21 protein-coding genes are annotated in these 22,772 nt (G+C 36.9%); 8 read left to right on the forward strand and 13 right to left on the reverse strand.

Features of this window, described 5'->3' with window-relative positions:
- Positions 1–54: 54 nt before the first annotated feature.
- The 7 genes from ABD814_RS07960 (at position 55) to ABD814_RS07990 (ending at position 6,722) form a co-directional block, all read left to right on the forward strand.
- The gene (locus ABD814_RS07960; protein WP_344911993.1) at positions 55–660 is read left to right on the forward strand and encodes an alpha/beta hydrolase; all 606 of its coding nucleotides are present in this window, start codon (positions 55–57) and stop codon (positions 658–660) included.
- A gap of 879 nt (positions 661–1,539) precedes the next feature.
- Positions 1,540–1,926, forward strand: coding sequence for a GntR family transcriptional regulator (locus ABD814_RS07965; RefSeq protein WP_344911995.1), 387 nt, complete (start codon positions 1,540–1,542; stop codon positions 1,924–1,926).
- A complete protein-coding gene (locus ABD814_RS07970; protein WP_344911998.1) occupies positions 1,923–2,822 on the forward strand; it encodes an ABC transporter ATP-binding protein in 900 nt (299 codons plus the stop codon). The genes ABD814_RS07965 and ABD814_RS07970 overlap by 4 nt, the downstream gene beginning before the upstream one ends.
- Positions 2,797–4,749, forward strand: coding sequence for a hypothetical protein (locus tag ABD814_RS07975; protein WP_344911999.1), 1,953 nt, complete (start codon positions 2,797–2,799; stop codon positions 4,747–4,749). The genes ABD814_RS07970 and ABD814_RS07975 overlap by 26 nt, the downstream gene beginning before the upstream one ends.
- Positions 4,750–4,767: 18 nt before the next feature.
- Complete coding sequence (locus tag ABD814_RS07980; RefSeq protein WP_344912000.1) at positions 4,768–5,298, forward strand: RNA polymerase sigma factor; 531 nt, start codon at positions 4,768–4,770, stop codon at positions 5,296–5,298.
- Between the two features lie 63 nt (positions 5,299–5,361).
- Positions 5,362–5,496: a hypothetical protein gene (locus tag ABD814_RS07985; protein ID WP_344912002.1), complete on the forward strand. Its 135-nt coding sequence runs from the start codon at positions 5,362–5,364 to the stop codon at positions 5,494–5,496.
- A 176-nt stretch (positions 5,497–5,672) separates the two neighbouring features.
- Entirely contained in the window at positions 5,673–6,722 is a 1,050-nt protein-coding gene (locus ABD814_RS07990) for a lactonase family protein (RefSeq protein WP_344912004.1), read from the forward strand.
- Positions 6,723–6,781: 59 nt separating this feature from the next.
- On the opposite strand, the gene leuD is transcribed toward ABD814_RS07990, so the two are convergent.
- The 7 genes from leuD to ilvB form a co-directional block, all read right to left on the reverse strand.
- On the reverse strand, positions 6,782–7,372 hold the full coding sequence (gene leuD, locus ABD814_RS07995; RefSeq protein ID WP_344912006.1) for a 3-isopropylmalate dehydratase small subunit: 591 nt from the start codon (positions 7,370–7,372) through the stop codon (positions 6,782–6,784).
- Between the two features lie 15 nt (positions 7,373–7,387).
- Positions 7,388–8,788: a 3-isopropylmalate dehydratase large subunit gene (gene leuC / locus ABD814_RS08000; protein WP_344912008.1), complete on the reverse strand. Its 1,401-nt coding sequence runs from the start codon at positions 8,786–8,788 to the stop codon at positions 7,388–7,390.
- Between the two features lie 21 nt (positions 8,789–8,809).
- The gene (gene leuB, locus ABD814_RS08005; protein WP_344912009.1) at positions 8,810–9,880 is read right to left on the reverse strand and encodes a 3-isopropylmalate dehydrogenase; all 1,071 of its coding nucleotides are present in this window, start codon (positions 9,878–9,880) and stop codon (positions 8,810–8,812) included.
- A 13-nt stretch (positions 9,881–9,893) separates the two neighbouring features.
- Positions 9,894–11,420, reverse strand: a complete 1,527-nt coding sequence (locus ABD814_RS08010) for a 2-isopropylmalate synthase (protein WP_344912011.1) — start codon at positions 11,418–11,420, stop codon at positions 9,894–9,896.
- Complete coding sequence (ilvC, locus tag ABD814_RS08015) at positions 11,404–12,438, reverse strand: ketol-acid reductoisomerase (RefSeq protein ID WP_344912013.1); 1,035 nt, start codon at positions 12,436–12,438, stop codon at positions 11,404–11,406. The genes ABD814_RS08010 and ilvC overlap by 17 nt, the downstream gene beginning before the upstream one ends.
- An 81-nt stretch (positions 12,439–12,519) precedes the next feature.
- Positions 12,520–13,044, reverse strand: coding sequence for an acetolactate synthase small subunit (ilvN, locus tag ABD814_RS08020; RefSeq protein WP_344912015.1), 525 nt, complete (start codon positions 13,042–13,044; stop codon positions 12,520–12,522).
- Positions 13,041–14,765 (reverse strand): biosynthetic-type acetolactate synthase large subunit, encoded by a 1,725-nt coding sequence (gene ilvB, locus ABD814_RS08025; protein ID WP_344912017.1) that lies wholly within the window; start codon positions 14,763–14,765, stop codon positions 13,041–13,043. The genes ilvN and ilvB overlap by 4 nt, the downstream gene beginning before the upstream one ends.
- A gap of 724 nt (positions 14,766–15,489) precedes the next feature.
- Between ilvB and ABD814_RS08030 the strand changes: the two genes are divergently transcribed.
- Positions 15,490–17,262: a M3 family oligoendopeptidase gene (locus tag ABD814_RS08030; protein ID WP_344912019.1), complete on the forward strand. Its 1,773-nt coding sequence runs from the start codon at positions 15,490–15,492 to the stop codon at positions 17,260–17,262.
- 300 nt (positions 17,263–17,562) lie between these two features.
- On the opposite strand, the gene spoVAE is transcribed toward ABD814_RS08030, so the two are convergent.
- The 6 genes from spoVAE to ABD814_RS08060 all read right to left on the reverse strand — a co-directional run bounded on the left by spoVAE (position 17,563) and on the right by ABD814_RS08060 (position 22,757).
- Positions 17,563–17,913 carry a stage V sporulation protein AE gene (spoVAE, locus tag ABD814_RS08035; RefSeq protein ID WP_344912021.1) on the reverse strand — a complete coding sequence of 117 codons (351 nt, stop codon included), beginning with the start codon at positions 17,911–17,913 and terminating at the stop codon, positions 17,563–17,565.
- Positions 17,914–18,924, reverse strand: a complete 1,011-nt coding sequence (spoVAD, locus tag ABD814_RS08040; RefSeq protein ID WP_344912023.1) for a stage V sporulation protein AD — start codon at positions 18,922–18,924, stop codon at positions 17,914–17,916.
- The gene (gene spoVAC / locus ABD814_RS08045) at positions 18,921–19,382 is read right to left on the reverse strand and encodes a stage V sporulation protein AC (protein WP_344912025.1); all 462 of its coding nucleotides are present in this window, start codon (positions 19,380–19,382) and stop codon (positions 18,921–18,923) included. The genes spoVAD and spoVAC overlap by 4 nt, the downstream gene beginning before the upstream one ends.
- An 11-nt stretch (positions 19,383–19,393) precedes the next feature.
- Complete coding sequence (locus ABD814_RS08050) at positions 19,394–19,855, reverse strand: hypothetical protein (RefSeq protein ID WP_344912027.1); 462 nt, start codon at positions 19,853–19,855, stop codon at positions 19,394–19,396.
- Positions 19,856–20,874: 1,019 nt separating this feature from the next.
- Entirely contained in the window at positions 20,875–21,597 is a 723-nt protein-coding gene (locus ABD814_RS08055) for a hypothetical protein (RefSeq protein WP_344912029.1), read from the reverse strand.
- Between the two features lie 35 nt (positions 21,598–21,632).
- On the reverse strand, positions 21,633–22,757 hold the full coding sequence (locus ABD814_RS08060) for a S1C family serine protease (RefSeq protein ID WP_344912031.1): 1,125 nt from the start codon (positions 22,755–22,757) through the stop codon (positions 21,633–21,635).
- Positions 22,758–22,772 lie beyond the last annotated feature (15 nt).

A 22,772-nucleotide genomic window follows, 5' to 3' on the forward strand; every position in this document is an offset into this window, starting at 1 on the left:
ACACGTTATAATTATCTCGAATTCAAAACAATACAACAAAGTGAGGTTTAAAATATGCGACATATTTTTAAAGAAGGCCAATTAGATGGACCAACTCTACTTTTATTACATGGAACGGGTGGAAATGAGCATGATTTATTACCAATTGCTGAAATGATTGACCCGAGTGCAAATGTGTTAAGTGTTCGAGGGAATATTTTAGAAAATGGGATGCCACGGTTTTTTAAACGTTTGAAGGAAGGTATTTTTGATCTAGATGATTTAGTTAAACAAACAAAAAATTTAGCTGAGTTTATTGATGAAGCGAGTGAAAAATATCAATTTGATCGTAATCAAGTGATTGCGATTGGTTATTCTAATGGTGCAAATATTGCTGGAAGCTTGTTATTCCATTATAAGAATGTATTAAAAGGTGCCATTCTACATCACCCGATGGTGCCAATTCGCGATGTTGAACTACCTGATCAGAAGCAGACTGCAGTCTTTATTGGAGCAGGTAAAAACGATCCAATGTGTCCAGCAAAAGAATCGGTTGAATTAGAAGAGCTGCTTGCTAACAATGGTGCGGACGTGACTGTCCATTGGGAACGTAACGGTCACCAATTAACGCAAACCGAGGTACAAGCAGCACGAGACTGGTATCAAAAACAATTTAATTAAAATGACATCGAAAAAACCAAACGCCAAAACAAGCGCTTGGTTTTTTTGTGTTTTAGAAAATTATAAAATGTGTTAGTTATGGATAACTTTGTACTTCACAGATGTCTAAGGACCTTTATGAGTAATGTCTAACAATTTGTCGCTTTTCATTGTATATCAAAGGTATTTTAAGTGAGATACCTGATGATAAGCTCTTATTCTTTAGAGATCGGATCGATTCAGGTGTTGATTTCTGACGATTAGCTCCTATTCGTTAGAGATCGGATCGATTCAGGTGTTGATTTCTGACGATTAGCTCCTATTCGTTAGAGATCGGATCGATTCAGGTGTTGATTTCTGACGATTAGCTCCTATTCGTTAGAGATCGGGTTGATTCAGGTGTTGATTTCTGACGATTAGCCCCTATTCGTTAGAGATCGGGCTGATTCAGGTGTTGATTTCTGACGATTAGCCCCTATTCGTTAGAGATCGGGTTGATTCAGGTGTTGATTTCTGACGATTAACTCCTATTCGTTAGATATCGTTATGATTTAAAAGCGATCTCCGATGATTAGTGCCTATTCGTTACCACTCTGACGATCTTCCAGCGAGACAGGGTGCGATTAGCTCTATTTGTTACATCTACCGTGATTTTTTGATGGAAATATTTTAACTATTTATTGACCCAGAAACTTGTTTATCCAGAGTGAAAATCACTTGTATTCTTGCTAACTCAATTGTTCGTCTTTTATTCTTAATTAACTAATTATGAAAGTCATTGGATGAAATTAAAAATAGGACTTTACAAATAATAAAACATACTGTATGATTTAACTGTATTACATGAACTAATACGGTTAATACGGACAATACACTTAATACGGTTAGGAGGAGGGGCACATGTTTGAATTAGATTTGCGTAGCCGGGATCCGATCTATCAACAACTGGTTGATAAATTTAAATCATTGATCATCAAAAATGTGATTAAAACTCATGAGCAGTTACCATCAGTAAGGACACTCGCACAACAATTAACAGTCAACCCAAACACAATTCAAAAAGCTTATCGAGAGTTAGAAACACAAGGCTATATTTATTCAGTTAAAGGAAAAGGAAGCTTCGTTTCTCCAACCATCGAGCAAGATAATAACTTAGTGATTGAAGAATTAAAAACTGAAGTAAAGAAATTATTATTAGAGCTTGCCTATTTAGGTATAGCAGAAGAGGAATTAGTGATGCTTATCAAAGAAGCGATCAAACAGGCTGAAGGGGGAAATGGGAAATGATTCATGCTCAAGATTTAACGAAGTCATACGGTAAAAAAACTGTCGTTAATAAAGTCAATTTGCAAGTGAATAAAGGATCAATCTATGGCCTGCTAGGATCAAATGGAGCCGGAAAAACAACGATTCTTAAAATGATTTCAGGGATATTAAAAGAAAATAAAGGTACGATTTTAATTGATGACCAATCTATTTTTGAAAATACGAAGAAAAAGCAACAATTAATCTTTATTCCAGATCAACCCTATTTCTTTTCTCACTATACTGTGAAACAAATGGCTGAGTTTTACCGAGATTTTTATCCGAATTGGAATGAAGCACGCTTTAATCAATTACAAGCAATTTTTAAAATGGATCTAAAAAGTAAAATTCATCAATTTTCCAAAGGGATGCAGCGTCAAGTTAGTTTTTGGCTTGCTTTAAGTGCAATGCCTGATTATTTAATTCTCGATGAACCCTTTGATGGTTTAGACGTTGTAATTCGAAAAAGAATTAAAGGTTTAATCTTTAATGATGTGGCAGAACGGGATATGACCGTGATGATTTCATCACATAACTTACGTGAGATTGAAGATATTTGTGACTACATTGGGATTTTACATGATGGAGCATTTATTTTAGAAAAAGACTTAGATGATTTAAAGTCAGATGTTCATAAAGTTCAACTAGCATTTGCAGATGAATTTCCTGAACAATTATTTGACTCATTTGATGTTTTGCATCAAGAGAAACGTGGAACGGTTCATTTATTTATTGTTAGAGGGGAAAAAGCGGATATTGACCAAGTAGTCAATACGAAGCAACCTTTAATTTATGATTTGCTTCCGCTAACACTTGAAGAGATTTTTGTTTATGAAATGGAGGGGATTGGCTATGCGATTGAAGAGATCTTGGTCTAAAAGCGAACTGTTAAAACAAAATTTTCGCCAAGTTGGCTGGATTAGTTTAATTTATTTTTTACTGTTGTTTTTTTCTGTACCACTTAACATCTTTATGATCTATAGCAATCCTGAAAATCACTATATGTATAGTCGTTCCATTTTTAATTTTGGTTTAGCTTTTCAAGCCTTTGCGCTTTTCCTAGTGCCAGTATTGATGGCGATGTTTATTTTACGCTATCTCCATCAAAAAGATGCCAGTGATTTTCTTCATAGCTTACCAATCAAACGAAGCCATTTACTCTGGCATCAAGTTGGATTTGGGATTGCTGCGCTCTGGATTCCAATTATCATTAATGCGATTTTGGTTTACTTTAATTATTTGCTTTGGGATGTCGAAATGGTTTTTTCACTATTGGATTTGACCCATTGGTTAGTCATTTCTCTAATTATGATTAGTTTTATTTATAGTATCAGTTTAATTGTCGGTATGTTAACAGGAATTACGATCATTCAAGGTATTTTCTCGTATATCTTTTTATTCTTACCAACGGGGTTTATTATTTTGTATTATACAAATTTAAACTTCGCAATAATTGGACTGCCGGAGAGTTATTTAATCTCAGAAGATGCCTTTAAGTTTTCACCACTGACTGATTTCTTTCCAATTATTTTTGAACCCGGAGAATCTTATAATAAACTGATTATTTATCTGATTTTAACAATTGTTTCACTGTTAATTGCTCAATTATTATATAAAAATCGATCGGTAGAAGCAGCGACACATCCGATTGCTTTCCAAAAATTGAAGCCAATTTTTATTTATAGTTTCACTTTTTGTTTTACGTTAATTGGTGGACTTTACTTTGCCCTAATGGAGCAAAACTTTATCGGAATATTAATCGGCTATTTGATCTTTTCAATCATCGGTTACTTTATTACGCAAATGATTGTTCAAAAAACGTGGCGCGTCTTTCGTGAGTGGCGAGAATATGGTTACTTTTTCGTCGTCTTTACTTTAATCATCATTTTTATTATGACTGATATAACAGGTTATCAAAAGCGAATTCCTGCTACAAATGAGATTGAGTCAGCTTTTGTGATTACCGATCTGTACCAATTTCAGAATAATGCTGATCGTTATCAAGCAGTAGACGGCTTTAAATCAGCTGAAGATGTTGAAAAAATCCGTGACTATCACCAGTATTTAATCGATCATAGTAGCCGTGAAGATGAACTTTCTCATCATTATAATAATGTAGCCATCCTTTATCGATTGGAGAATGGTCGGACACTGGTGAGAGAATATAACTTGCCAAATCATTCAGCCGACCACGAAGTACTTGATTGGGTTCGGAGTACGGATACGTATAAATTATATTCAAGTGAGGTCTTTTTAATTGAGGCAAATGAAATAAGTGAACTTAGATTTAATTCACGTTTAATGGATAATGAATTTGTCTTAACAAACCGTAAGCAAATTACCGAGTTTTTTGAGTTGCTTAAGGAGGCTAATGTCGAAAGAGAGATTGAGGATCATTATTTTGAAACATCAGTTGAGATCACTTTAAAAAATCATGGCTGGATCTACCAACATTTTAGTTGGAACGATAAACAGATTGTTGACTGGTTTGAGCGAAATGGTCTTTCAGAACAATTAATCATTAGCCCAAACCATATTAATTCGATTACTTTTTTTGAATTAGAAGATCCAGGAAACTTTGATTATTACGAAACAAGTTTAGCGCTTGTTAATAACAAATTAGATGTACCAAAATGGACGTTTACGGATCAATCAGATATTGAACTGATTTTTGAGCATTTATATTATCATGACGATATCGAGGATTATGGCATGGCATTTTACTTTGAAGGAATGGCTGAGCCTGATATTTATTTAATCAACAAAGACAATTTACCTGCTGAAATTTTAGCACAAATAAATTAAGGAAAGGAAAGCCCGGTTATGTATGAGACAAGCGAAGCGATTGATTTAGATTTTACGAATTACTACCATGAGCACTACAATGAAATGTACCTTGTTGCGAAGCGTGTTGTTCATAGCCATTATAGTGCGGAAGACGTTGTACAAGAAGCTTATATTAAAGCGTACAATAATTACGGCCATTTAATTGAGAAATCAAAATGTCGTGCATGGTTACGAACAATTGTCATTCGGACGGCAATTGATTATTACCGAAAACAATCGAGATATGAAACGGTGTCTGTTGAAGAAGGTGCGGAAACAGGGAGACTACTTCAGTGTCCAAAAAATGATGTAGAAAACGAGCTTTACTGGCGTTTTGAACAAGCTGGACTATTCGAAAAAATTGAAACATTACCAGAAAATATGAAAGCCGTTTTAAAATTAAAAATTGATACAGATGGAAAAGATCAAGACATTGCGGACGAATTGAATATTTCACTTTCTGCGGTTAAGACTCGATTACATCGGGCGCGAAAATTGTTAAAGATGGAATTTGAAGTTGTAAATTAGCATTTTTTACTGCCGATAGCAAGATCAAATTAAGGGTAAGCTATTGGCGGGAGGTGTGAAAAAGTGAATAAAAAGGGCAATATGATTATTCCAATTCTTGCATCAATTGGTGTTGGTGCAGCAACTTTTTATAGCATGCGTCGAAATGGAAATAAGAATCCGATGCAACAAGTGACAAAGATGCTTAACAATCAATAAATTTTAATCCGATTAGCAAATGCCATTTGTTAATCGGATTTTTACATGAGTGAAAATTGAGTGGTAGTGGAGCGTTTTACCTTTGTCTGAAAATTCCCATATTGAGTAGGATATTGATAGTGTAATATGAACATATTTGCTATACTTGGGTAAATAGAGTAGAAGGAGTAGATCAAATGACAAATACATTTACAGGCTACTTAGGTTCATATACAAAAGAGGAAAGTAAAGGTGTCTATCGAATAAACTTCGATAGTGAGCAGGTGAAAATTACTGATGTAACTCCTGTTGCTGAATTAAATAATCCGACATATGTTACAGTCTCGGTTAATAATCAAAATTTATATGCAGTTTCTCAAGCGGGGGATCAGGGTGGAATTGCTGCATTTTCAATTGATCAGGTATCTGGAGATTTGACGAAATTAAATAGTCTTACGGAAGCAGGATCGCCACCGTGTCATGTCAGTGTCAATCAAGATAATTCAATTGTTGTCACAGCAAATTATCATACAAAACAAATTGTCTCGTATTTAACAAATTCAGATGGTTCATTACGGGCAGTTGCGGATATTGCTGAACACGAAGGCTCTGGTCCCCACGAACGACAAGAAAAGCCACATATGCACTATGCAGGATTTTCACCTGATGAAAAATATGTGTTTGCCGTTGATTTAGGTAGTGATGAGATTACAACATATGCGATTGATCAACAAGGAAAATTCACGAAGAAACATGTATTTGAGACACCAGCTGGAAGTGGTCCACGTCATCTTACATTTGCGCCAAATGGTGAGTATGCGTATGTAATGACAGAATTATCGTCTGAAGTTTTAACGTTAAAATATGATCAGGAAACGGGTGCATTTACACAATTACAACAGCTAAAGGCAATTCCTGATACGTTTACAGATGTTAATGATGGCAGTGCGATTCATGTTTCAAGTGATGGAAAATTTGTTTATGTAGGAAATAGAGGTCATAACAGTATCGCGGTCTTTAAAGTTGATCAGAATACGAATGAGCTTGAGTTTGTTGAGTGGACAGGAACAGAAGGGGATTGGCCACGTGATTTTGTTTTAACACCAGATCAAAAGTATTTAATCGTTTCGAATCAAAATTCAGGTACATTGACTGTTTTTGAGCGTGATCAAGCAACAGGAACATTGACATTAAAGCAAGCAGATGTAAAAGCACCAGAAGTTGTTTGTGTGAAGTTTTTAAATTAAGTAAATTTTAAACGCCTCAGTAAAGGGAAACTCTTTTACTGAGGCGTTTTAATTAATGATTAGTAGACGACATGGTGTTTTTCGAATTCGGTGATTTTATCTTCGTGTGTTAATGTGACTGCGATTTCGTCCCAGCCATTTAAAAGCATTGATCGGGAATATTCATCGATTGTAAAGCTTGTTTCAAACCCTTTGTCATCATATACTTTTAAATTTTCAAGATCAACAGTTAGGTGGTAGCTATCAGACTCAGCATTTTTAATCAGTTGACTGACTTCGGCATCAGTTAAAACAACTGGCAAGAGTCCATTTTTCGTACAGTTATTAGAAAAAATGTCAGCAAAGCTAGGAGCAATGATTGCTTTAAAGCCATAGTCTTGTAAGGCCCATGGAGCGTGTTCACGAGATGAACCACTACCGAAGTTTTCACCACTGACTAAAATACTGGTACCTTTATATTTAGGGAAGTTAAGTGAAAAGTCTTCTCTTGGTCGATCCTTTTTATCAAAACGCCAATTGTAAAATAAATATTGGCCAAATCCTTGCCGCGAGATGCGTTTCAAAAATTGCTTTGGAATGATTTGATCGGTATCGACATTGGTACGGTTTAATGGGTAAACAAGACCAGTGTGTTGTTTAAATGGTTCCATATTTTATCCTCCTCCTTATGCAAGTGCTCTAACATCAACAAAGTGTCCAGCAATTGCAGCGGCAGTTGCCATTTGTGGGCTAACTAAGTGCGTTCTGGCATCATTACCTTGGCGACCCTCGAAGTTACGGTTTGATGTTGATGCACATCTTTCACCAGGTGGAATGATGTCGTCATTCATACCTAGGCAACTACTACAGCCAGGTTCTCGCCACTCAAAACCAGCCTCAAGAAATAGTTTATCAAGTCCTTGTTTTTCGGCAGCTACTTTGACTGATCGTGATCCAGGTACGACAACAGCTCTGACGTTTGGATGCACTTTTTGTCCTTTGATGATACTAGCAGCTTGTTCTAGGTCTGCTAGCCTTGAATTTGTACATGAGCCGATAAAGACATGCTCAATTGTGATATCTTTAATTGGTGTATCAGCTTCTAATCCCATATATTCAAGTGCGTGTTTAATTTCATTTTTATCATTTTCTGTTTTTGCGTGATCTGGGTTTGGAACTAAGTCACTGATTGAAACGGTTTGACCTGGGTTTGTTCCCCAAGAAACTTGTGGTTCAATTTCACTTGCATTAAAGATGATTGTTTTATCATATTCAGCGTCTTCATCTGAAGCAAGAGCGAGCCATTCTTGTTTCGCTTGTTCAAATGCTTCACCTTTAGGTGCGAATTCACGACCTTCAATAAAATCTATTGTCGTTTGATCCGGGCTAACTAAACCAGCTCTAGCACCACCTTCAATTGACATATTACAAATGGTCATGCGACCTTCCATTGATAGGTTTCTAATCGCTTCACCGGTATACTCGATCACGTAGCCTGAACCAAAGCCAATCCCGTATTTACCAATTAGCGCAAGAATTAAGTCTTTTGCTGTGACACCATCGCCTAATTTACCGTCAAATTGAACGTTTAGTGTTTTAGGTTTAGCTTGCCATACTGTTTGAGTAGCCAATACATGTTCAACTTCACTTGTTCCAATTCCAAAGGCTAGCGCTCCAAAAGCACCGTGTGTTGATGTATGACTGTCTCCGCATACGATTGTCTTACCTGGTTGAGTTAAACCTAACTCAGGGCCGATAACATGGACAATACCTTGGTGTTTATGACCCATACCTGCTAAAGATATCCCAAATTCTTCGCAGTTTTTTCTCAATGTATCCATTTGTATTTTTGATATTTCATCTTTAATGTTTGTTATATCCTTTGTAGGAACATTATGGTCCATTGTTGCGAAAGTTCGATTTGGTTGTCTAACTTTTCGATGATTCATCCGTAAGCCTTCAAATGCTTGTGGAGAGGTCACTTCATGAACTAAATGCAAATCAATATACAAAATGGCTCGATTACCTTCTTCATGAACAATATTTTTCTCCCAAATTTTCTCTATAATCGTTTTAGGTTTCGTCATTTTTCTCACTCCTTTAATCGTTTATGACGAAATGAAATCTATTATGGCATCTGTCATTTCAGATGTTGAAACTTGAGTCCCGTTTTCAACTTGAAGATCTGCCGTGTGTAAACCTCGATTGATACATGACGCAACTGCTTTATCGATTAAGTCTGCTTCTTCATTCAGATCAAATGAATAGCGAAGCATCATTGCACTTGATAAAATCATTGCAATCGGGTTAGCGATATTTTGACCAGCTATTTCAGGCGCTGAGCCGTGTGCTGGTTCGTAAAGTCCGACACCACTTTCAGCTAAGCTTGCAGATGGAAGCATACCAAGTGATCCTGTTAAAACGGACGCTTCATCACTTAAAATATCTCCGAACATATTCTCTGTGACGATCACATCAAATCGATTGGGTTGAGTAATTAAGTGCATCGCCGTTGCATCGACTAGGAGGTGTTCAACCTCGATATCAGGATAGTTTTGACTTTGTTCTTCAACAACTTCTCTCCATAATTTACTTGATTCTAATACATTAGCTTTATCAACAGACGTTAACTTTTTACGTCTTAGTTGAGCACTCTCAAAACCTTTTTTAACGATACGTTCAATTTCTTTACGAGAATAAGCAAGGGTATCAACGACATCTTCACCATTGTTTATTCGCTCACTCGGTCGGCCAAAATACAGCCCACCAGTTAATTCACGGACAATGAGAAGATCGCTACCTTTAATAATCTCTTCCTTCAAAGGAGATGCATGTAATAACTTTTCAAACCCTTTTACAGGTCTTAAATTCGCATATAGATCTAACGCTTTTCTAATGGCTAATAAACCACGCTCAGGGCGCAAGTCTGATGGGTTCTGATCCCATTTAGGTCCGCCCACCGCACCAAGGAGAATGGCATCTGCTTCTTTTGCTGCAGCGAGTGTTTCTTTTGGTAGAGGTTCATTGACTTCATCAATCGCTGCCCCTCCGATTAGATGTGTTTCAAAAGTGAAATGATGATTAAATTTAGAAGCAATTGCTCTTAAAATGGCAACAGAACTATCTAGTATTTCAGGGCCAATTCCATCACCTGGTAATAGTACAATGTGTTTTTTCATCTTATTTTCCTCCTCAATCAACCTTTACTTTAATAAATGCACGATTGACGGCATTTAAGAAAGCGTATGCGGCTGCTTCGAGTACGTCCTGAGATGTGCCACGTCCGCTGACGGGTTGATCATCAACATTTAAATGAATATGAACTTCTGCTAATGCATCTTTACCTTTACCGACTGAGCTTAATGTGAAATCGGTTAACTGAACAGTTTCTGCAATTAATGATTCAATCGTATTGTAAAGAGCTTCTACACTTCCAGCGCCACTTTTTTCGCCAACAATAACTTCTTGATCTGGCGTTTCAATTTTTACTGTGGCGGTAGGGGAGTGGTTTGAATCGTAGTGAACTTGGAATGAAATCAGCTTATATTGCTTTCGTGCACTAACTCCTGTTTGAATATCCATTAATAGCGAGAAAAGATCATCCTCAGTGACTTCTTTTTTAGAGTCAGTTAATAGTTTAAAAGATTTGAAAGCTTCAGAAATCTTTTGATCAGAGAGATTAAACCCAAGTTGATCAATTCGATCTTTAAACGCATGTCGTCCAGAATGCTTCCCTAAAACAAGATTGTTTGATTGGACACCGACCATTTCGGGTGTAATGATTTCATACGTTTGTGTGTTTTTTAAAACGCCATCTTGATGAATTCCAGATTCATGAGCAAAAGCATTTCGTCCAACAACAGCTTTATTTCCAGGCACAATCATTCCGGTTAACTTGCTTATCATGTCACTTGTTCGTTTGATTTCCTTAAGGACAAGACCAGTTGAATAGGGATAAAAATCTTTTCTGATTTCAAGTGCAACTGCCAATTCTTCTAAAGCAACATTTCCGGCACGCTCACCAATCCCGTTGATAGTACCTTCAACTTGTGTGGCACCATTTTGAATACCTGCGATTGTGTTCGCTAAAGCCATTCCGAGATCGTCGTGGCAATGTGTCGATAAATCAACCTGATCAATATTAGGAACATTTTCTTTGATGTATTTGAACATCGCGCCATATTCATTAGGCATTGTATAACCGACGGTGTCAGGTAAGTTGATCACATTTGCTCCTGCATCAATCACTTTTTCAATAATTGTTGCTAAAAAAGGGAGCTCTGAGCGTGACGCATCTTCTGCTGACCATTCAATGTTGTCACATTTTTCTTTGGCGTATTTCACCATTTCAACAGCAATATTGATCACTTCTTCAGGAGTTTTCTTTAGCTTATCCTTCATATGAATAGGGGAGGTTGCAATAAAGACGTGAATCCTTGGTTTTTTAGCCTCTTTAATTGCCTCCCAAGCTCGATCGATATCATTTTTGTTCGCTCTAGCTAAGGCCGTGACAGTTGATTTGGTAATCGTTTGAGCAATTTTTTTAACAGCATCAAAATCACCTTGTGAGGAAGCAGGGAATCCTGCTTCCATCACATCAACTCCTAGTCGTTCAAGTTGTTTGGCGATTTCTAATTTTTCTAGCTGATTTAGATTCACACCAGGCGACTGTTCACCATCTCTAAGTGTGGTATCAAAAATCTTAATTTGTTGAGTCATCCGAGACCACTTCCTTTTTGGCATTTGCTCTTTGCTTAACAAATGGCATTAAATCACGAAGTTCTCTACCTACTTTCTCAATTTGGTGGTTGTTTTCTGCTTGATTAATTGCATTAAATTGTGGGCGATTTGCTTGGTTTTCTAAGATCCAGTCTTTAGCAAATTTTCCTGTTTGAATATCTGTTAAAACATCTTTCATTCGAGCTTTCGTTTCATCGTTAATTACACGTGGTCCAGAAACGAAATCACCCCACTGAGCTGTGTCAGAAATTGAGTATCTCATGCCTTCAAGTCCGCTTTCATACATTAAGTCTACAATTAATTTAAGTTCGTGCATACACTCGAAGTAAGCAACTTCTGGTTGGTAACCAGCTTCAACAAGTGTTTCAAATCCTGCTTTTACTAAGCTTGTTGCACCACCACAAAGGACAGCCTGCTCTCCGAATAGGTCAGTTTCTGTTTCTTCTTGGAAAGTTGTTTCAAGAATTCCGGCGCGTCCTGCACCTACACCTTTTGCATAAGCAAGTGCTAAATCTTTTGCTTTTCCAGTATAGTCTTGGTAGATGCCGTATAGTGCTGGTACACCTGCGCCATCTTCAAATGTACGGCGAACGAGGTGACCAGGTCCTTTTGGTGCAACTAAAAAGACGTCCACATTTTCTGGTGGTGTGATTTGACTAAAGTGTACGTTAAATCCGTGTGCGAATACTAATGCATTTCCTTCTTCAAGGTTTGCTTCGATGCTTTCTTTGTACACTTGTGGTTGGTTTTCGTCAGGTAGTAAAATCATGATGACGTCTGCTTCTTTACTTGCTTCAGCAACTGTTTTTACGTCTAGACCGTCTTCGAATGCTTGATCCCATGACTTACCTTTTCTTAGGCCGACTACTACGTCAAAGCCACTTTCTTTTAAGTTTAGTGCGTGTGCGTGACCTTGCGATCCGTATCCGATAATTGCAATTTTCTTTTCTTTTAATACATCCTCTTGAATTTGGTTATTATAAACTACTTTTGCCATTATAAATCATTCCTCTCAAATTTATGAATCTTATTTTTTTATATTTTAATTTTTAAAAAAATTAATACATTTGGTGGTGCTTTAGTTTAAGAGCGAGAAGGGCTCTTGATCTTGGTTAATTTGTGGTTGTTGACCACGTAGAAAGGCCGTTATTCCTGTACGAGCTAAATCTTTAATCCCGTAAGGCTTTAATAGTTCAATTAAAGCTTCGACCTTTTCTGAGTCACCTGTAACTTGAACTGAAATTGTATCTTTACTTACGTCGATTACTGTAGCACGAAACGGATCGATAATCCCTTGAATCTCAGTGCGCATTTGTGCATTGCTTGTGATTTTAATTAAGGCAAGTTCACGGGCTACAATTGCTTTATCCGTAATATCGACTACTTTTAAAACATCGATCTGTTTGTTTAGTTGTTTAATGATTTGTTCCGCTTTTGGAAAATCAGCAACATCAACAACAAAAGTGATTCGTGAGATGCCATCTTGTTCAGTTCGACCTACAGAAATACTTTCAATATTAAATTGGCGCTTTTGCAAGAGCCCTGTTATTCGATTCAGGACACCACTGCGATTTCTTACTTTTGCAGTTATAATTCGTTTCATGGTTTCACCCCTATCATTTCGTGTAATCCTTGCCCCGGTGGGATCATTGGATAAACATTTTCTTGTTGTAAGACACGGGCATCGATTAATACAGGACCATCATGTGCTAAAAGACCAGGTAATTGCTGATCAAATTCTTCTTTAGTCGCTAATTTGGCACCTTTGATTTGATATGCTTCAGCCAGTTTAACAAAGTCAGGTTGAATGCTGAAAATTGATTCTGAATAGCGTTCAGAATAGAAGGCTTGTTGCCACTGTCTAACCATTCCAAGTGCTTCATTATTAACAATAACTATTTTTACTGGTAAATTTCGCTCTTGCAAGATTGACATTTCCTGCAAAGTCATTTGGAAACCACCATCACCAACGATGGCGATAACCAGATCATCAGGTGCTGCAATTTGGGCGCCGATTGCGGCAGGGAAGCCAAAGCCCATTGTTCCAAGTCCACCAGAACTTACGAAACGGTTTGGTTGACTGAACTTATAAAATTGTGCCGCCCACATTTGATGCTGACCGACATCAGTAGTGACGATTGCTTTACCTTCAGATGCTTGATAAACTTGTTCAATTACATATTGACCAATCATATTGCCATCCTCAGGAAGGTTATACCAAAGCGGATAATCCTGTTTGTTTTGATTAACTTCATCAAGCCATTCAGTATAATCAGGTGTTTCATCAATATGCTTATTGATTTCTATCAGCGCATTTTTTGCATCGCTAACAATTGGAATATGAGTATTTATATTTTTGCCAATCTCAGCCGGGTCAATATCAATATGTGCAATAATCGCTGTTGGGGCAAAATGTTCTAAATTACCTGTTAGTCGATCGTCAAATCGCGACCCAATATTGATTAGTAAGTCAGTATTGTAAAGTGCCGTGTTAGATGCATAAGTTCCATGCATTCCACCCATACCTAACGAAAGTTCATGCTCGCCAGGGAAGGTTCCTAGTCCTTGTAATGTTGTGACAACAGGGATCTGATGTTTTTCAGCAAACTGAATTAATTCTTCAGAAGCCCCAGCAAACTTGATTCCTGCTCCAGCTAAAATAACAGGTTTCCTGGCAGACGACAGTGCTTCTTTTAATTTATTAATTTGAAGTGGATTCGGATTTACTTTAGGTTGATAACCTGGTAAATCAAAGCTTGAATCGTATGCGTCAGCACATGGGTTAGCCGCGATATCTTTTGGAATATCAATTAATACAGGACCAGGACGTCCAGTTGTTGCAATATGAAATGCTTCCTTCACGATGCGCGGAAGATCTTCAATTTTGCGAACTTGATAATTATGTTTTGTAATCGGGGTTGTAATCCCCATAATGTCTGCTTCTTGAAATGCATCTGTTCCGATCACGTTTTGAGCAACCTGACCTGTAAAAACAACGAGTGGAAGTGAATCCATCATCGCATCGACAATTCCAGTAACTAAGTTTGTTGCACCTGGACCTGAAGTAGCAATAACAACACCAGGTTTACCGGAAATACGCGCATATCCTTCAGCTGCATGAATTGAACCTTGTTCATGACGAGCGAGTACTTGATTAAAATGTTCTTTACGCAGGAATAATGCATCAAAGATTGGAAGTACTGCACCTCCAGGGTATCCAAACAACGTCGTTACACCAGCTTCAATCAATGCATCAATCAAAATTTCTGATCCATTTTTGGGTGTAACTTGATTGGCTTTTAGATCATGATTATCTTTTACCACTTTAATACCTCCTAAATGTACTTAATAATGTTTATTGTTAAAGATAATAAAAAAGATCGTTTCTCTCTAAATAATCTGTAGAATACTACTAGATTACAAGGGAGAAAAGATCTGTTCTTTTCACGGTACCACCTTGGTTCACTTCATCATTATAATGAAGTCTTACTGCGCCATAATTATGGCCATTTTGATAACGAGTCGCTTTTAAAGACCCGGTTAAATCTAAAAGGAATCACTTCCGTTCAACTTAACTACTCCAAGACGATGTCAGAACAAAATGTACTTCCGGGCTTCCAGCAACCCCGGCTCTCTGTGAATACATTGACTATGCTCTTTTTATCTTGTCATCGCAATTTTAATATTTAATTTTAACTATGGGTATTATTAAAGTTGAATATTTAATAAATACTCATTTTTGCAAATTGTAAAAATATTATTGTTTGACGACAATCATACAACCAATTTCACGAATGGTCAACCGATTTAGTGAAAATTTTCTGATTTTTTGCTAAATTGTTAACTTTTCAATCAATAATGAGATGAAAATTGGTGTTTTGAGGTTTTTTATTGCAGTGCGACTGTCAGTAAAACTTCTAATGAATGAAGTTTCACTGTATAAAAATAAATTAGAATTTTCACATTGGATCACTTAAAGCATATTAATAATGTTTCGAAAATCGAAGCAAACGTGATAAACTATATTTGAATGAGAGGAGCATAAAAAATGAAAAATAAATTATCGCTTAAATGGGATTTAGAAACAATTTTCTCTGGCGGAAGTCAGTCTGTCGAGCTTCAGGATTATATTGAAGAGGCAGAGCAATGGTTAGCAAAGTTTGCTGAACAGTTAACTCCTTTCAGCAAACAGCCACAATTGGATCAATTAAAACAATTAGTTGAAACAATTAGACAGGTTGACATTCACAATGGTGAAATTAGCGCGTTTGTCAGTTGTTTAACGGCACAAGATGTTAATGATAAGTATGCAAAGCAATTAGTGGGAACAAGAAATCAACTAGGCGCTAGTTCTGAAAAACTCATCACACAATTTAGTTTTGCCTTATCGAGAGTAAATGACCAAACTTGGCAGACGTGGTTAGCAGATGAGGGGCTTAAATCAATTTCATTTGTCTTAAATGAATTGAGGGATGAAGCGCGTGAAAAGCTACCAGAAGAACAGGAGCAATTGATTACTGATTTAGAGATTGACGGTTATCATGGTTGGGGAGAAATGTATGATACGATTGTTGGCTCGATGTCTGTTGACTGGGAAGGTGAACAATTATCGATCGGCCAGTTAGAAAATAAATTGAACCATTCTGATCGTAACGTTCGAAAATTGGCTTTTGGAAAATTAGAGCAGGTCTGGAATGAGAAGGCGGATTTGTTTACTGACACTCTGAACCACTTGGCTGGATTTAGACTGCAAACATATAAACATCGTAATTGGGACGAAGTTTTACAGGAACCATTAACGTATAATCGGATGACAAATAAAACATTAACAACAATGTGGGATACAATTACAAAAAACAAACCTGCTTTTTATCAATATTTAGCTCGAAAAGCAGAGCAATTTAATGTTGATCAATTGGCTTGGTATGATTTAGAGGCACCGATTAGTAAAGATACAAAAGAAATTACTTACGATGAAGCAGCTGAAATTATTGTTAAGCAGTTCAGTCAGTTTAGTGACCGAATGGCTGAATATGCAATGCTTGCATTTGAAAAGAGTTGGATTGAAGCGGAAGATCGTCCAGGTAAACGCCCAGGAGGTTTTTGTACAAGTTTTTCAAAAAGTAAACAGTCGCGTATCTTTATGACGTATTCAAATACGGCGTCAAACATGGCGACATTAGCACACGAACTCGGTCATGGTTACCATCAATATGTGATGGATGAAGTGGATCAGCTAAATCAAAGTTATGCGATGAACGTGGCTGAAACTGCATCAACTTTGGCGGAAATGATTGTTGCCGATGCGATGGTGGAGGAAGCAGAGACAGATGCCGAACGTTTAGTACTTGTTGAAGATAAAATCCAACGAAGTGTAGCTTTCTTTATGAATATACATGCGAGGTTTTTATTTGAAACTAGATTTTATCAAGCAAGGAAATCAGGCTTTGTGTCTACTGAACAACTTAATCAGTTAATGGAGGATGCTCAGAAAGAGGCTTATGGTGAGCAGTTGTCAGAGTATCATCCAGTATTTTGGGCAGCAAAACTTCATTTCCATATTACTGGTGTACCGTTTTATAATTTTCCATATACGTTTGGTTATTTATTTAGTTTAGGTATTTATGCGTATGCGAAAACAGATAAAGAAAATTTTGCAAGCTTCTACGATGCTTTACTTCAAGACACTGGAAGAATGACGGTTGAGGAGTTGGCGAAGAAACATTTAAATGTTGACTTAGAGCAAGCAGATTTTTGGCAAAATGCAATTGATTTATGTATTGAAGATGTTGAGCAATTCTTAGCACTAACTGATAAATAACTCAACTTTCACAGATCAAAATGTGCAAGTAAACATTGGTCTAGTAAGAAAGATGGGCTGTTCAATATCCATATTGACTTTATTTGTACACGCGGGAAATTTAATCACAGATCCTTAGTTTGAGTGTTAATTCGTTCTGAAAAGCAATGCCACCCTTAATCAATCTAAGAGCAACATAAAAATATAACTGTGAAAGTTGAGTTATTAGTAAAGCTAAATTTCAAAACTGCACCTTTGATTGTCAGCTATTTGTTGACGTCTTTGGTGCAGTTTTTGATTTAGTTGACGATTTAATTTGTCTTAGCCTTTTGGTTTGAAAATGAGTGCGCCGATCATTGCAAAGACGATTGCAGAGGAGATACCAGCACTGGTTACTTCAAACATTCCAGTTGCGACACCGATTATCCCGAATTGTTCAGCTTCTTGTAAGGCGCCGTGCACAAGTGAGTTTCCGAAACTGGTAATTGGGACAGTCGCACCAGCACCAGCAAAATCAATCAACGGTTCATATAAGCCAAATCCATCTAGAATTGCGCCGACAACAACTAAAAAGCTTAATGTAAAGCCAGGTGTTTTTTTAAAAAGATCCATAATTAATTGACCGATCACACAAATGATACCTCCGACAACAAATGACCATAGAAAAACCATTTAATTTCCCTCACTTTCAATAACTACAGCATGTGCAATAACAGGTATTGACTGATTTTGTAAAGTGGATAGAGGAGAGAGTAATGCCCCAGTTGCAACGAATAAGATATTTCTTAATTCATTATTTTTCAGACGATTAAATAAATGACTGTATAAATATAAAGCTGAGCAACCTGTACCACTTCCACCAGAAAATACATTTTGATCTGACGTATAAATGGATAAGCCAGCATCAATTAATTTATCTTCTTGAATATCGATTTGCTCTTTTCTTAACAGATCAATTAACAAATCACGTCCAATTGTTCCGAGATCACCGGTTACAATTATGTCATAGTGATCGATCGATAATTGGAGATCGTTTAAATGATTCATGATTGTGTCAGCAGCTGCTGGTGCCATAGCAGCACCCATATTAAAAGGATCGGATTGGTTTAAATCAATGACACGCCCGATTGTAGCACTTGTGATTACCGGTCCAGATCCAGTTTGACTGACGATACCGAAGCCTGCACCAGTTACTGTCCATTGGGCGGTCGGTGGTTTTTGGGCACCATATTCAGTTGGGTAACGAAACTGTTTTTCAACGGCAGCATTGTGACTCGCTGATCCCGTAATAACATGGTTTGCGCCGTTATTATTAATGATTAAACCTGCAAGTGCTAATGAACCAGCAGATGTTGCACAAGCATTGAAAGAGCCGATAAAAGGAATCTTATGTGTTCGAGCTGCAAAATTTGTCGGTGTCATTTGATTGATTAGATCTCCACTAATGAAGAAATTTATGTCTTGAAAACGCAAGTTAGCTTTTTGGACGGTTAACTTTGTTGCATCTTCAATTAGTTGTTGATGCGCCTGTTCATAAGTTGGTTGATTAATGTAAAGGTCTTTATGGATTAAGTCGATCTCTTGTGCAAGCTTACCCAAACCTTCGAATGGTCCGGTTACAGTTGCAGCGGAAGAAATGACAGGTTTATTTGCAAAGATCCAACTCTGTTTACCAATTATCATCCAATCACCCCAAAATTAATTAGTAATGTTTTAATGAGGGCAATCACAAAAGCAGAAAAGACACCAAAGAGAATAACTGATCCCGCTAATTTGAACATATTGCCTCCAACACCTTGAACAAATCCTTCACTTCGATGATCAATTGCAGCTGAGATCACTGCATTTCCAAATCCGGTCACTGGTACAGCTGATCCGGCACCTGAAAATTGTGCGATTTTATCATATACCCCTAAACCGGTTAAGATCATGGTGATAAAAATAAGGGTGGCAGTTGTAGGATCGCCAACTGTTTCTTCGGTGAAATCAAAAAAGTACATGTAAAAGAAGCTAATACATTGTCCAATTAAGCAAATTGTTCCACCAACGAGAAAGGCGCGGAAACAATTTTTTATGATTGGCCGTTTTTTTTCGCGCTTAGTTGCTAACTCCTGATAGTTTTGTTTATTTGTTTGCTCCAATCTGTTACCCCCTAATCTTTCGGTGTTTTCATTAATTTTTTAATTTCCTTAAATGCCTGATTAAAATCTTCAGAATTAAAGTTTACTTGTGTAATTTCTTGTTTCAAACGATTGATTTCTAAAAAGATTTTGTAATCAGAAGAAACTTTTGCTTGCTTGTTTGGAAACGTTTCTTCAATGTAAGCTTCGACTTCTTCAGCAATTTTTTGTTCATTAAATTGAGCAAGTTGATTCACTTGGATTGCCATAATGATTTCTTGGTTATATGTGACACTAGTTAATTCGGCAATTTGATTAAATTCATTTCTCACTGATTGATTGACTTGATGCTCATCTTGATCTAGATAACTAATGGGTTGAGTATTTATCCTTTCTTGATTAGCAGGGGGAGTAGCTTGATTATTTTGACAGGAAACTAGAAAGATGAGTGTTGAACAAAAAAGCAATAGTAGGTCATTTTTTTTTGATTGCATACCTTTTTCACCTCTTTGTTAAATAGCTTTTGAAGAAGTTGTGTTTTTATTCAACTGAAATGAATGAATTATAAAAAAACAACACTACCGAGTAATTATACTCAAATAGTGTTGTTTTTAACTAACTCAACTTTCGCAGATCAAAATGTGCAAGTAAACGTTGGTATGGTAAGAAAGATGGGCTGTTCACTATCCATATTGACTTTATTTGTACACGCGGGAAATCTAATTACAGATCCTTAGTTTGAGCGTTAATTCGTTCCGAAAAGCAACAGGTTCGCTTTTCGCGGGGATGGCTTCGGGCGCACAGGATGTGGGTCAGTTAGACGTTGCCACACGGACGTGGCGAACTTAGTCTAACATTCCAAAAATATCAAAAGTGGATCTTCAGCTCATCCTCGGAAATAAAGACCGATTTCCTTCGTGCGATGTATCGCTGACGAAGCTTTCCTTGTCCTATTCCCGCAGAAGTCTCACCTGTTACTTATCTCCACTTAGGTTGGCTGTCATTACTTTAACTAATAAGTTTATTTAGTTGGAAAGTGTAGAGAAAACGAATTCCGTCAATTTTTATCGTACAAAATTATAATAAAAACACGAATCTTTACGAACAAGATAATAAGAACCACATGTAAATAAGAAAGTAGGATCAAGTGATTGGAACGACGGGTGGCGACTCCATCGGGAAAAGCAAACGGTCTTCGATGGGACGAGTAACCGCAGTCCCACGAGTCCGAAAATCCTTATTGCGACACGGTAGTGGAGCAATAAGGATTGTTAGACTAAAACCGCCACATCGTGTGACAACGCCTAACTGACCCACGTCCTGTGCGCCCGAGTCCGGGCCCGAGGAAAGCGTCCACCCAGAGTGGAAATCACGGGTCTAGCACCAACAAAATTATTCGTGTTTTGTCCTCCAAGTAATTAATTAAGTCAAGTACTATACCGAAAATCAATGCCGCCCTTAATCAATCTAAGAGCAACATAAAAATATAACTGCGAAAGTTGAGTAACTAATATTAATTAATTTGTGTAATAATTATTTTTTCTGGTTTGTCTTCTGATTCTGACCAATTTGCCAATGTGCTGGTGGATGGTATTTCGAGATCTGGCAAAGTAATTTCAAGTTCATCATCGTTCCGCCATTCTGCATCAAGAATTGGCCAACGGAAGCTGTGGAGGCTAGTCATATCTTTATCTTCAAAGGTTAAAATAATTTCTTCCCATGTATCAAGATCAAGGACGAAGAGTTTGTTTGTCACTCTTGGATTCGTTCGTAGTTGACGTTCAAACTGGATTAATAAATAGGATTCGTCAGGAGATACATTTATTTTAACTGTCCTCGCCTGATCAGCTAACAGTTTTGAATACTCAGATTCTGTATTGATTAAGACATATGAACACGAATTGTCTTGACAAGCAAAGCTTAATAAAAAAAATGAGTCAAATTTGTCTTTCAATATTTGAGTGAGTTGCATATTTTGAATCGCTTGGTCACGGTCGTTATGGTTTTTTAAAAAATTAGCTAGAATCGGTATTTTATCTATGTTTAAACTGATTTGCTGATCGGAAAGGGTAAATTCTAAAAATTGGGCGTTTTCGACATCAGAAAATTCTTCTGCTACAAGATCAATCGAGGTTTCACTCGTAGGATCTGTCACTTCTTGAATGATGATCGGTGGTTCTTTGGAGCAACCGACCAGAATGATGAATAATAAAGAAAGTAAATATTTTTTATACATTGGTAGCATGTCCTTTCAAATCATTTGTAACAACTTTAGTCTGCTTCAATTTGCAATACTTTTACTTGATCATTTTCATAACCAATGGTAAATAAAATATTAAACGACTTTTTCTCGTTACGATTTTGCTCGTCCTGAAATTCGATTGTTGAATTGATTAATACTGTTTCTCCTGTAGAATCAACAATTTCATTATTTAATAAAGCAAGATTAATTAAATGTAGATAATTAGACCGAAAACTTGGGTAGTCCATTTCATTTTGTAGCGTACTTCCAAGTAAAGTGTAAGCATTAATGTAATCATTAATTGCTAAACTATCAATGAAATAATGAATTAAATATGTTGCCTCCTCTAATAATTCATTCGTATTCAAGGGAATATTATTGACTCGAGTAGGGAAGGTTAATTGACTATTTGTAATTGACGTTGACCAATCTGTAATTTGATCAATGATTGCTGGAATTGGGATACTAAAAGCAATGTCACTTTCTTCAATTCCTGCAGAATTAATTCCAATTACTTTTCCTGTTTGTCGATCAATCAATGGACCACCACTATTACCATGTGTAATATTTGCTGAAATTTGATAAACATTTTCATAGATATACCCGTTAATATCAAATGAACGATCGACCCCAGAAATAATCCCAACCGAAACTGTGTTTTGAAAACCTAGTGGACTACCGACAGCTAATATCTCAGCACCTGGAAGATAGTTCTCTGTTGCTTCCAATTCAATTGGCTGGTAATTAATCAGTTGAGGGACTCGAATGACAGCAATATCCTTTTCTTCACCAATACCGACAATGGCTGCTGGATAAGTTTCTGCATTTGACATCGTAACTTGAATGGTGGTTGCATCCTCAATGACATGAGCATTTGTCACGATATCTCCACGAGAATTGTATAAGAAGCCTGACCCTGAACGCTCGGAATAGTCTGTTTCAACATTAATTTGGACAACACTTTTCTGTGCTTTGTGGATTAAGTGTTGCAAATTGTCTGTTGAGCTATCTTGATCTTGATAGGTCACGATAGGTTGACCGACATCAATCACTTGGCTTTGGAGTTGTTCGGTTAAAAATAAAATAAAGAAGGTGCCACTGAAAAAAATGATGAGACTAATTAATATAATGATCACTTTGTTTTTTCTTTTCATACACTGTACCTCCAA

The organism is Amphibacillus indicireducens, from assembly GCF_039539605.1.
In the GTDB taxonomy this organism is placed as follows: domain Bacteria; phylum Bacillota; class Bacilli; order Bacillales; family Amphibacillaceae; genus Amphibacillus; species Amphibacillus indicireducens.